We start from the raw sequence: 12,753 nt of genomic DNA on the forward strand, positions 1-12,753 counted from the left end.
TCCTGGATCGCCATCGGCTGCGATCCGCAAATTTCATCGCCGACCGGCGCTAGCCCTTGATGCCAGTCAGACTGATACCTTCAATAAAGTATTTCTGGCCTGCGAAGAACATGGCGATGGCGGGCAGCACCATGATCGCGGAGCCGGCCATCAGCAGGTTCCAGTCCGTGGCGTACATGCCTTTCAACTGAAGCAATCCGAGCGCCAGCGTAAACTTGGAATCTTCATTAAGAAAAATGAGCGGCCCGAAGAAATCGTTCCATACGTTCATAAAGGTGAAAAAGGCGACCACCGTCAAAGCGGGTTTGACCAGCGGGAGCATAATGCGGATATAAATCTGCAGAAAGCTCGCGCCGTCGATGACGGCGGACTCGTCCAGGTCCCGCGGAATGTTCATGAAAAACTGGCGCATCAGAAAGATGTTGAACGCGCCCCCGCCGAACCAGGCCGGCAGAATGAGCGGCCAGAACGTATTGACGGCCCGCAGCTCAGACCACATGATGAAGGTCGGAATGAGCGTTACGGCCGAGGGCAGCATCATCGTCGACAGAATCAGCGCGAACCAGGCGTTGCGGAACCGGAACCGCAATCTCGCGAATGCGTATCCGCACATGCTGCTCGTCAGAACCACGCCGATCATGACCGGTATCAGGATCAGCAAGGTGTTGAACAAATAACGGGCAAACGGAATGATGTCGAACACGTCCGCGTAATTTTGCCAGAGCAGCTCTTCCGGCAAGATGCGGGGAGGGAAGATGAACAACTCGTCGGTTCTCATGAGCGAGCTGCGAACCAGCCACAGGAACGGTACGGCTGCCAGCGCCGCGCAAACGAGCAGAACCGCGAAGCTGGCCGTCTTGCGAATTCGCATGTTACTTGCCACCTCCGTAATGCACCCATGCTTTCGAGCTCTTGAAGACGCCGGCCGTCAACGCCGCGATCAACGCGAACAAAATCCAGGACAACGCGCTCGCATAGCCGAAGTGATTGTATTGGAACGCTTCCCGGTAGATCAGGTAGACATAGAACAATGTCCCGTTGTTCGGTCCCCCGCCGGTCATGACGTAAGCCTGGGCGAACGCCTGCAGCGAACCGATCAACCCCATGACCAGATTGAAGAAAATGACCGGCGTAATCATCGGGATCGTGACGTAACGGAACTTGTGCCAGCCGTTCCCGCCGTCGATCTCCACCGCCTCCAACAGATGCTTGGGCACATCCTGCAGCCCCGCGAGGATGATGAGGGCCGCGCTGCCGCAGCCCCACATGCTCATCAGGATGAGCGACGGAATGACGGTCGCTTCGTCGTAAATCCACATTAACGTCGGGAGACCTACGCTTTTCAGCACGGTGTTCAGCAAGCCGAAGTCCGGATTGAACAGCCATACCCACAGCATGCTCGAAGCCACGATCGGCACGATCGTCGGCAAGTAAAAAATCGTGCGGAACGCCGCTTGCCCCCTGACGCCGTAATTCATGAACAACGCCACGACGATGGAAGCCAGCATCGTGAACACGACGCTCCCGATGGCGAAATAAAAGGTGACCAGCAGCGACTTTTTAAAGAAAAGGTCCTCGGTGATAACGGTTCGGTAATTGTCGAAGCCGACCCATTTTGCCGCGCTCAAAATCTGCCAGTCGGTCAGGCTGATGCCCAGACTGGCCACCATCGGACCGATCGTCCAGATCAGCAGGCCGAGAATCGCCGGAAGGGCGAACAGATAGCCGGCGATCTCTTCCTTTTTTTTCAGCGCGGCTTTTCTCGATACAGGCTTACTCATACCGGTACTTGTCCCCGTATTTGGCCTTCAGCTTCGGCAAAATGTCGTTGCGCACGACATCCGCGGCCGTCTTTTTACCCTGCCACAGCTGATCGAGCTCCGGATTGATGATGACGAGCGCCTCGGTGTCCTCCCAGTAGTAGGAAGGGTTCTGCTTCGTGTGATTTAATGCGTAATCGACGACGGCTTTGCGGTATTCCGGCGGATGAACCGGCGTATCGGTCCACTTTTTGATCAACGCTTCGTCCGTATACCATTGCTCTTCGTTGGGCATCCACAAGCCGCTGTTGATCAGGCTGATGCTGTTCTCGGGGTTCATGATATAGGCATAGACCGTTTCGACCTGCGCCTTGTATTTCCGCGTTCGATCGGTGTCGAAAATGATGACCGGTTCGCCGAAGTTGGTCGTCAGCGGCGTCTTGAATTTGGGCAGCACGCCGATGCCAAGCTTCAGATTTTTCTCGTTTTTGGCTTTTCCGAGCGTCTGCAGCGACCATTGCCCGCTGATCGACATGGCGATCCGTTTGGTGAGCAGCGCCGTATCCTCGGCGGGGATGGTGGACATTTGCGAAGGCTTGGGCATGACTTTGTCCACGTACATCAGATCGGCGATCGACTGAAGCGCTTCCACGGATGCGTCGCTGCCGATCGTGAAGGCGGTAGCGTCTTCGCTCACGATCCCGGTTCCGTTGCTGAACAGCGCCGCCGGATAATACTGCCCGAGACTTTGAATATTGACGCCGAACGTTTGCACGTTATTGGCGTCGAAGCCCGCTTCCCCCGGATGCTTGCCGGCGCGGTCCTTCGTCAGCTTTTTGGCCGCATCCACGAACTGCTCCCAGGTCCAAGCCTCGTCCGCGGAAGCCGGCGGATAAGGCACGTTCGCTTCATCGAACATTTCCTTGTTGTAATTGAGCACCAGAATTTCGTTGGCGACGCCCGCTCCGATGATGGAACCGCCGCTATTCCGGAAAATGACGGACTCCAGCTTCTTGCCGATCCGGTCGCTCTCATACAGCTCGGTCAGATCCGCCAACTTGCCGTTTTGCGTCCATGACGCAACGGCGCCGGAAGGAAAGTAGCCGAGGTCCGGCAGCGTATTCGAGGACGCCATCGTGTTCATCTTCGCCATATAGTCGTCCGCGACGTGCATGCCTTCCACCTGAATGTTCGGATGGAGCTTGTTGAACTGATCCAGCTGCGCCAGCATCGACGCCTTCTCCTCCGGTCCTCCCCAGAAGGAAAACTTGAGCTTGACCACCTCTTCGTTCGCCTTCGCGCTCCCTCCGGGACTTGGGGCGGCACCGCCCTTATTTCCCCCGTTCGCGCAGCCTGCTGCAATTGCCAGCAGCAGAAGCATCGCAATCCACGCGATAGCTCTCTTTCTCGTATTGACCATTTCCCAGCCCTCCGTCTATTTTCTGATAGAATGTGACCTACGCCCAGAATAACATCCGGACGCAGCCTTGTCGGTATACGAAAAAACAGAATAGGTGGCTGAAACCGACCCTCTGTAAACGCTTTATATTTTCTGCTACACTGAAGCTGATTCCATGGATCGCCTCAAAGACTCCCTCTTATCGGCTATGATCGGTTCTTATTTTGGGCTTGCCATGGCGCGCGGGAATGATTCACGTACATTAGGTGGTGAATACTGACATGAAATTCCTCAAATTGAACATCAACCGCCCGCTCTCCTTCGTGTCCGCCGGCAGCTTCGTCGCCGACCAGCCCTGGATTCACACGAAGCGAAGCATCACAAGCTTTGAACTCATCATCGTTGTGCGCGATACCGTCTACCTGGAGCTCGGCGAGGAGCAATACCCTTTGCAGCCCAAGCAAACCTTGCTGATCCTGCCCAACCAGCCGCATTGCGGCTACGATTGGTCCGATAAGAACTGCTCCTTCCACTGGTTCCATTTTCAATGCGAGAATGATTACGAGGTTATCGAGGAAAAAGAACTGTACGCCGACCTGATCATGTTGGACAACAACCCGTATCTCCATCGTTTGGCCGATTATGTGTACATTCCCGTCTTTTCTTCCCCCCGGGAGATCGAGCGCGTGAATATTCTGTTTCATCAGCTGCTGCACACCATGGAATCCGGATATTACACCGGACATAGTCTGAACTACTTGGTTACGCTGCTGCTCATCGAGCTGTCCGAGCAGACGCTTTCCCAACTGAAGAGCCAATCACAGACGGACGAAGCGGCCGATCCGGCCGAAAAAAAGCTGATGAAGATTCTCGAGTGGATCCGCATTCACAGCGCCGAGCGTATATCGGTCCAGGACGTCGCCCAACAATTCACATACAATAAAGACTACTTAATTCGCTTTTTTAAAAAACATATGGGCATGAGCATGCAGGAGTATATCCATAGCCTGAAAATCGCCAAAGCCAAAAATATGCTGTACCAATCGTCCATGAGCATCAAGGAAATCGCCTTTGCGCTGGGCTTTCAGGACGAGAAATACTTCATGAAGCTGTTCAAACGGCTCCAAGGTCTGACGCCGACGGAATTCCGCAGCGCCTATTACCGCACGCACTTGAACAACAAATGACTGAACGGTCGCTATCGCCCGCGTCCTTCTTTCGCCGTAATGCCCCGCAATGCCTGCAAATTTACATCTTTTTCCGCCGATGTCGGTCCTTTTCAACAGGATAGCTGCTAAAGCGCAGTTATTTTCCTTCATCGGCCCCATTTCCGGCTTGCGCTTTGCATTTACCTACGCATTTGCAGGCATTTTATCCAGCGTCGCATGTCGGCACAAAATACCTGTATAAACGCAGGTTTTTTTGCCCGCCAAACATTCCTAAAGCTCCGGTACGCCAAAATCGCGCTAACCTTTCCGCAAATGGCCGCCCCAATTTATACTTTCCTATCTTTTAAGAAAAACAAGCCCTCGCGGTCTTTCGCGAGAGCTTGTTTGCCTACATATATAAGGGGAACGCCTCCATCCCGCCGTCAGTCGTCCGTCGACCATTCGTTGTCTCCCGGCTTCAGCTCGCGGTCGATCGTCCTTCCGTCGAGCCGAAGAGACAATCGGGCGCTCATCCCTTCCGGAATCCGGGCACGCACGCGGACGGCTCCGTTTTCTTCCCGATACCAGCCCGCTTGAACGATGCCGAGCGGCGTCCGCACATCGGCTTCGGCGAATGTCAGGCCGTCCGGCAAGTACGGGCGGATGACCGCCTTAGTGAAGCCCGGCGCTTCCGACCGGATGCCGACAACGAACTCTTGCAATAGCCGGGCCGGATAACCGTTCCACGCATGGGAGTGGCTCTCGATATCTTCCCAGCCTTCCCACATCGTTTTCGCCCCTTGAACCAGCATGTAGCCCCAGCCGGGATACTCCCTCCGGTCCAGCAGCGCGAACGCTTCGGCCTCCCGTCCGTTCTCGAACAGCATGCGCAGCAGCGGCAGCGAGAGCACGGTGCGGCATTCCCAGGGCTGGCTCGCCACGGAATCGATCGCCGCCTCGCGGTCTTCCGCCGGCACGAGATCCGCCAGCAGCGCGATGGCCGTCACGCCCTGGTGCGTGGCGGACGATTCCGAGCTGTCCCGGAACCGCTTCGCCTCCGGGTCATACAATTGACCGACGATCCGGTCCGACAGCTCGGACGCCAGGTTGGCGTAAGCGCCCGCCTCTTTTTTCTGCCCGAGCAATTCCGCCGAACGGCTCACGATCCGAAGCGCCAGCACGAGCTTGATTTGCTGCACGGTCAGATGTTCTCCGGCGTGTTCGACCGTCGGGTACGGCCAGTCGCTGATATGCCAGCCTTTGTCGAGCGGCACGAGTCCCGTCTTAGGGTCGCGGATGCCAACGAAATAGTCGGTCATGCGGCGCGCCGTCTCAAAATGCTTCTCCAGCACCGCTATATAGCCCGACGCTTCGTACAGCTTCCACATCAGCGTCGCATAGTGCAGATCCCACTCCGGAATCTGAATATGGAAGTCCTTGTGTTCATAGTTGACCGGCGCGACGAACGGGAACGTGCCGTCGGCCAGCTGCGCGTCCGTGAAGTCGGAGAGCGTCTTGTCGACGATGTCGATCGCGTCGAAATTGTACAGCAGCGTCTCCGCCTGCAAATCCGTGTCCGCCGTATATTGCGCTTGCTCGCGGTGCGGACAATCGACCGTCTGCCCCAGCGTGTTGTTCTTCTGCGTCCGGATGGCCGCGGCGTACAGCGCGTTCAGATGCTCGTCCGAGCAGGAGAAGCTGCCTACGTACGCCATATCGGTATGCGCCCAGCAGACGGTCACTTCGCCGGGCATGATCTCATCCGGGTATCCGGTCACCTCGACGTAACGGAACGCCTTGAAGGAAAAGTCCGGCTGCCACGTTTCCGTCTCCTCTCCGCGCATCGTATATTCGTCGTAATAGTGATCCGAATGCTCGTTCGTCACGTTATGCTTGACCCGGCCGTTCTCGTCGAGATCCTCCGACATCCGGAGCCGGATCGTCGCGCCTGCGATTCCCTTGAGCTTAAACTTCGGCCAGCCCGAAACAATGCGCCCGGGATCGAACACCTGCGGCCGCTCCTCGTCTACATCGCTTCCCGCCGGCTGCGGCAGCTTCGCGCAGACAATCTCCTCCTCGATCGCGCCTTCCGGAATCCGCTGGACCGCCATCGGCCACTGTTCCCGAACGATCCTGGCGATCTTCGCCTTCAGCGTCGCCGCTTCCGCGTTGCCGGCGAAGCGCCATTCAGGGTCCAGCTTGCGCGCGTCGAACTTCTCGATCGCCGATACCCGGCGATTTTGCTGATAGGGCGTCCCCGTCTCGTGCGGCATCTCCTTCAGAACGCGCCATGTCGCGTCGGTCCGAACGACTTCCTCGGTGCCGTCAGCATAGGTCAAATGAAGCTGCAGCCTGAAGCCCGGCAACCCGTCGTAGTAGTTCTGGCCGCCCCCGCCGAGGTAATGGGCGTCCGCCGTCAGGCAGTTCGCGCCGCTCGCGAGCAGCGCCGTTACGTCGTAGGCTAGATAAGCTTTTCTTTTCTCGGGATTCGTCGGCGCAGGAGAGACAAACCCGCCCAGTTTCTTTCCGTTTACGTAGACTTTTGCCGTATGATGCGCGGAGTAAAACAGCTTGGCCGAAACGAGCGCCCCCCGCACCTTGAATTCCTTGCGGAAATAAGCGAAATCGTTAATTCGGATGCGGCGAGATCTCCATATCCAATCCGCCTCCCATACGACCTCCAGATCCGGTCGATACCTCACTGTAGTTCCCGGCTCTTTATCGCTTGCAATCACGATGCCGCCATCCTCTCCGCTTCATTTTTCATTAGCATACTAGAGAGAATCGGTTGCTTGTAGAGGGGGGCATATGATATGAATAGGGCAATCGCATCCGGATTGAAAGGAGTCGTACGCGTGCCCGCTACGCCGTTTAAGCTTGAAGGCAAGATTTTCTGGCAGCCCGAATTTCCTATTGCGGTGACGCGGGAACGCGAGCGGTTCACGCTGCCGATTCACATTCACGACTTTGTGGAAATTCAATTCGTGGCCGAGGGCAAGGGCTTCCATTATATCGGGGACGAACGGATTTACGTGGAAAAAGGCGATCTGTTCATCATTCCCGTCGGCACGAGGCACGTCTACCGCCCCGCATCGGAAGCGCCGAAGGACGAGCTGATCGTCTACAACTGCCTGTTCGACCCTTCCGTGCCGGCCATTCTCTCGCGCGCGTACCCGCTGCCTGCGACGGCGCTGCTGCTGCTGTCGGGCGACGACCGGCCGTACCGTCGGTTCAAGGATCTCTATCAAGAGGGGAAAGCTTGCATGGAGGCGCTCTACCGGGAATACGGCTCGCAATTGCCCGGCTACGAAGCCGTGCTCTACGCACGCCTGACCGAGCTTCTCGTCTGCCTGCATCGCCTGGAGACGGCCGGAAGCGCTGCCGTCGCGACAAGCTCCCGGTTGTCCGCCGCGCTCGACTACCTAGAGCGCCATATCGACCAACCGGTTACGCTGGCCGAAGTCGCCGCCCTCCTCCCGGTAAGCGCGAGCTACATGCAGCGCATGCTGAAGCGAGCGACGGGACAATCGTTCACCGAGTACGTGCAAAACCTGCGCATCCGCAAAAGCTGCGACCTGCTGCGCCGAACGACGCTGCCCGTCAAGGAAGTGGCCGCGCGGTCGGGGTATCGCGATTTGAAGTTTTTCCACGAGCTGTTCCGCAAAAAAACGGGGAAAACGCCTATCGCCTACCGTAACGACGGGGACGACGCTGGCTTCTAGACAACGCGAAGCTCCGGCGCGAAGACGGCGGACCTCTTCGGCCGCCGTCTCTTCCTCTCTTTATTCGCGCTCCCTGATCACGGCTCGTAATAAACTTCGACTTCTCCCAACTGAAGAACGTAATGCCCGTTATTGTCCGGGCGCAGCGCCGAAGCGGAGATTCGGATTTTATTCGTCGTATCGGCGTATCCCCAAGTATAGGCAAGCGCTGCCCCCGAGACAGGCTGGGATTCGTTCGTCCGCGTTACCCGATCCTGCCAATTGGCGCCGTCCCACACTTGAATCTTAAAATCTTTCGGATAGCCATAAGGCTCGGTACGGCCGACAAGGACGACCTTGTTGAACTTGACAGGGGTGCCCATATTAATTTCGATCCATTCGGCATGGTCGCTCGTTATCCCCGTCTGCGTAGAAAAATTGGTCGATCTGTTGCCGTCCGTAAGCCGGATCTTCGGCCATCCCGAATACTCGCTGCTTACCGTGACCGCGGCATTAAGCGCCAGGTTCGAAGGGGCTAGCGGCAATGCATACAATCTGCCCTCCCCCGGCGCAAAGGAGGCCGACATCGCGCCCGTAGCCGCGTCGTAATTCGTGGCGACTTCAGCTCCGGTCGTTTTGGAGATTTCCGTTACCGCGCTCGGCTTGGGCGAAAGCGTGAACGAGACGGTCCGCGAATTGACAGTATCCCGGTTCGTCACCATGACATACGCGCGTCCGTCGGCATCCGTCGAGTATCCGATCACCAACGGATCCGCAGCATTGGACGGCTGAAGGAAAAAGCTCGATGGCAGCGCGGTCGTGCCCGCGGGCAGCGATCCGGTATGATATACGGCCCGGGAGGTCAGCGACAATAGCTTGGGTCCGAGCTTTAACACCTCCGCGTTAATATTTTGAGCGTACGTATACGAGGCGTTCTTGGTCCCGTCCGGCAGCAGAATGCCGTCATGGAAAGGCTCTCCTTGTCCGGACGGCGTCTCGTAGGTGAAGTAATTGATTCCTTTGGCCCCGTAGGCGAGGCTGGTGTAGACTTGGTACCTCATTTCCGCTTCCGAAGGCGCCCTTAGCATCCCCGTCACGCCCACGGCTTGAATATAGGTCCAAAAGTCGATCGATGCCGCCAACGATTGCCTGCGTATGATTTCCATATTCGAATAATAATCGGCGCCGATGCCGCCGCTCGCGCTGAACGGATAATGATCGTACATCAGGAAATCGGGGTTTTTGCTGGCCCAGCGATAGACGTAATCTTCATAGGAAAAAGCGGTCAGGTTTTGATTAAGCGTAAACCAGAAATCGCCGCCGGAGGGACTGCCCGCCACGTAAGCCGTGCCGTCCTTCTCCCATTCCGTTCCGTTCGCCGACTTCACGACCCCACCGACGGAATTGTCCCCGCCGCCTCCATGAGTCAGCTCCCAGTAATAGCTTGTATTCGGGCTGACGGCCGCATTTAAAGTAAACTGTGGGTCGTTCGTGCTCGCTCCCGACAGCGTCTGCTGGGCGATCAAGCTCGTTTTGGCGGGAGAATTCCACAGCTTGAGCGTCAAAGGCTCGTTCGTGCCCCAGGTATTTTTGTCGATATGGAGCTGCATCGTCGATATCGCCGTCGTCTTCGAATTTGTTTTAAAAGACTGGCCGACGGATTGAGCCGGACTGACGAATACGCCCATCTGTCCGCCGAAACCGAGGTTGCCCGCATAGGTCGGAAGCAAATTCACGTACGTCAGATGATCCGGATCCGCCGCTCTGATTTTCTCGATCGTGCTCTGCAAACCGACCATCTTCTCCGCGGAAGGCTCATCGAGAAGGTGATAGCCGAGAAAGGCGCCGTTCGTTCGATAATGGCTCGTAATATCGGCGATGTCGGCCGCATACGGCTCCGCCCCTCCGACGAACATGCTCCTGGCGTAATGAAGGTTGAACCACAGATCGCGGCCGGTCTGGGCAACGCCGTCCCGGTAAGCCGTTCCTCCGCTATACGCGTCGGAATTATGATAGATCACGTAGCTTTGAGCCGATGGCCCGTCGGCGGTCAGCTCCATGTAATATGTCGTGTTCGGCGTAAGCCATTTATAAAAATAGAAGACGGGATGGATCGTACCCGCCGGCCCGGTAATCGACGAGCTCCCGATCAGGGTCGTTTTGCTTGGCGAATCGTAGAGCTTCAACGTCATCTTCTGACCGCTCGCCGGCAGATTCTGATCCATGAACAGCTCCACGGTGTCGATCGCGATATCCGGCGTATTCGGCGTCGTGAACGTCTGCCCGAACGAATGGCCGTAGTTGAGGAAATCTCCCCCGTCGCCCAGGTTTTGCAATTCGTTAAATTTATAAGAGTCCAGTCTTTCTTCCTGCACGACGCATTTCAAGCCGTTCGCGGCGCACTGCGTCAATGCGGCATCGTTAAGGGTTTGGTTGATGACGCCGTTCGTTAAGAGCACGTAGGTAGCGTTCATGTCCTTGATCTGTTTGTAATTATTGAACGTCGTGTCTTGAGGACCCGGAGACCAAAAGATTCCGATGGGAAACGGAGCGACCTTCGGATCGGGGATCGCGGCTTGCGCGGAAGAAAAAGCGGAGAAAACGAAAAACGTTGCCGATAGGCCTAGAAGGAACGGTGTCTTTTTTCTCACGATAGAACCTCCTTAAGTTGAGAACGCTTTCCAAAATCAATTTTCGCTTTGCGCTTCACGCTGGCGAAGAAAAGAATGGGCAGTCCTGGGGCCGTGGGGCGCACTTGAGTTGCCGCGGGCCGAAAGTGCTTTCGATTAGAAGCACTTGCGCGCATATGGGTTGGCTCCGGCCCAAATTGCTTCCGATTAGAAGCACTTGAGCCCATATGTGTTGCCGCCTGCCGAAAGTGCTTTCGATTTGAAGCACATGGGCGCACTTGAGTTGCTGCCTGAAGTACAGGGCTGGCTCAGAAGGGTAAGCCCCTCGGAGACAGCCTCTCTTCGGACTATTCCAAATCCGGAACCGTCTTCAAGTTGTTCGTTCTTTCCTCCGAAATCTCGTCGTACCCCAGTTTTCTTTCCGTTTCCTGCCACTTCGAGATAATGCTTCTGATTTCATCCTCGGATTTGGCCAGCACGCCGGCTACGACCATGTCCTTCCACCGGGTCGCATAGCCTGCGCCCTTCTTCAATTCGATCGGTCCCGGGAGGACGTATGGCGCTTTATCCGTAATGTAGCTGTAGACCGGCTCTCCCTGCACGTACCCCATGTTTTTCAAGGTCTCGATGACGTCGGCCCGCTTGTCGTAGGCCGTCGGCGCGTAGTACTTGGCCTGGAGCTCGTAGTTCGGCGTCGGACTGTAATACCAAATCCCTTCAGGGATTTTTTCCGTGAGGCTGCCTTTGAATTTATCCGCGGCCGCTTTCGTCTCGACGATCTTGTGGTCCGCGTCGTATTCCCAATCGACGCCTTCTTGTCCGAAGGTCGTCAGCTTCCAGCCTTCTTCGCCCATCGTGTATTCCATGTACTTAATGAATGCATTCAAGTTTTCTTCACTGATGCTCTTCTTTATGATCCAGTAAGAGTTGACGCCAAGCATCGCCTTTCGGACGAAATCCGTGTTCATCGTCGGATTCGTCTTGCTGCTGAATACCGTCGTGCCTACGAACAGCCCGTCGGGGTCGACGCTCTCCAGGCTATCGTTGACCGTCATGACATGCGTGCCCCACGTTCCGAACAGGCCCACCCGGCCGCTGGACGCTTTCTCGATATATTGACCGTACTTCATCGTCAAGCTTTCCTTGTCGATCAAGCCTTCTTTGAAGAGCGAGTTGTAGTACGCCACAAATTCGTACAGATTTTCCGTGAACACCATGTCATGCCGCTTGACCTTGCCGTCGTTTTTGTCCGTGAACCAGTCGTTCAGGCCGACCGTCACGTTGCCGGAGCCCGCATAGGAGTATTCCGGATTATCGAACATGTATTTATTGTTCCAGAACATCTCTCCGAAATCGATCGAAGGAATGACCTTCTGTCCGTCGGGAAGCTTGATTTTGTCGCGGAAAGCGATCAGCGTATCCCGCAATTCATCCGTCGTCTTGGGCAGCGGAAGGCCGAGTTCGTCCAGCCAATCCTTACGGATGAGCGGCGCCGTCGCGGGCTTGGTTCCGAGCGGGGACTCGAAATTCTGAGGTGCGCGGAACTGCTTTCCGGACTCTACGTCCCTGCTGATCGGAAGAAGCTGGCTCACTTGCGCCTTGTAGTTCGGCATCCGGTCGAGGATATCGTTCCAGTCGAGCAGGATCCCGTTTCTGCCGAGCGAATCGATCGTTTGCGCCGCCAGCGTGGAGCTTGTCGTCATCAAGATATCCGGCATATCGGCTGCTTTGGTCGCCGCCCACAATTGAAGCTTCTTGTCGGCCTCGTCCGAGCTTCCCGCCTTCAGGACATTGAGCTTGACCTTGAAGCCCAGCGCCTTCTCGAGCTCGGGTCCGATTCTGTCCCGGGCTTCGTCTACGGTCGGCCATCCCCAGTTAAAGGAGGATACGGTAAGCTCCGCAGGAAGCTCTTCCTTCGAAGGCGCCGCCGAAGCGGTCGCCTGTTGTTCGGTCGATGAAGCCGCGGTCGCCGATTGTTGAGCCGCGTCGTTCGATTTGGCACAGCCGGCCAGCACGCTCGATACCGTCAGTGCAAGCGTGGCCAGCGATACGATCATCTTCTTTTTCTTCCTCATGCGAACCTCTCCCTATGATTTCATTATATATAAATACCGC

8 protein-coding genes are annotated in these 12,753 nt (G+C 56.4%); 2 read left to right on the plus strand and 6 right to left on the minus strand.

The genetic code is table 11. The features are described 5' to 3' along the window. Window positions 1–49: 49 nt before the first annotated feature. The 3 genes from KB449_RS18875 to KB449_RS18885 are packed head-to-tail and all read right to left on the minus strand — an operon-like array spanning window position 50 to window position 3,180. Window positions 50–871: a carbohydrate ABC transporter permease gene (locus tag KB449_RS18875; RefSeq protein ID WP_282909854.1), complete on the minus strand. Its 822-nt coding sequence runs from the start codon at window positions 869–871 to the stop codon at window positions 50–52. Between the two features lies 1 nt (window position 872). Further along, a complete protein-coding gene (locus tag KB449_RS18880; RefSeq protein WP_282909855.1) occupies window positions 873–1,781 on the minus strand; it encodes a carbohydrate ABC transporter permease in 909 nt (302 codons plus the stop codon). Next, window positions 1,774–3,180 (minus strand): extracellular solute-binding protein, encoded by a 1,407-nt coding sequence (locus KB449_RS18885; protein ID WP_282909856.1) that lies wholly within the window; start codon window positions 3,178–3,180, stop codon window positions 1,774–1,776. Before KB449_RS18885 ends, KB449_RS18880 begins: the two co-directional genes overlap by 8 nt. Window positions 3,181–3,440: 260 nt before the next feature. Here KB449_RS18885 and KB449_RS18890 point away from each other — a divergent pair, with 260 nt between their 5' ends. Beyond that, the gene (locus KB449_RS18890; protein WP_282909857.1) at window positions 3,441–4,346 is read left to right on the plus strand and encodes an AraC family transcriptional regulator; all 906 of its coding nucleotides are present in this window, start codon (window positions 3,441–3,443) and stop codon (window positions 4,344–4,346) included. Window positions 4,347–4,750: 404 nt separating this feature from the next. Here the strand turns inward: KB449_RS18890 and KB449_RS18895 are convergent, their stop codons facing one another. Next, window positions 4,751–7,042: a family 78 glycoside hydrolase catalytic domain gene (locus KB449_RS18895; RefSeq protein ID WP_282909858.1), complete on the minus strand. Its 2,292-nt coding sequence runs from the start codon at window positions 7,040–7,042 to the stop codon at window positions 4,751–4,753. Window positions 7,043–7,120: 78 nt separating this feature from the next. Here KB449_RS18895 and KB449_RS18900 point away from each other — a divergent pair, with 78 nt between their 5' ends. Then, window positions 7,121–8,029, plus strand: a complete 909-nt coding sequence (locus tag KB449_RS18900) for an AraC family transcriptional regulator (RefSeq protein ID WP_282909859.1) — start codon at window positions 7,121–7,123, stop codon at window positions 8,027–8,029. A 77-nt stretch (window positions 8,030–8,106) separates the two neighbouring features. Here the strand turns inward: KB449_RS18900 and KB449_RS36530 are convergent, their stop codons facing one another. Further along, entirely contained in the window at window positions 8,107–10,659 is a 2,553-nt protein-coding gene (locus KB449_RS36530; protein WP_282909860.1) for a discoidin domain-containing protein, read from the minus strand. 326 nt (window positions 10,660–10,985) lie between these two features. Next, window positions 10,986–12,713 (minus strand): type 2 periplasmic-binding domain-containing protein, encoded by a 1,728-nt coding sequence (locus tag KB449_RS18910; RefSeq protein ID WP_282909861.1) that lies wholly within the window; start codon window positions 12,711–12,713, stop codon window positions 10,986–10,988. Between the last annotated feature and the right edge of the window lie 40 nt (window positions 12,714–12,753).

The organism is Cohnella hashimotonis, assembly GCF_030014955.1.
Classification (GTDB): Bacteria; Bacillota; Bacilli; order Paenibacillales; family Paenibacillaceae; genus Cohnella; species Cohnella hashimotonis.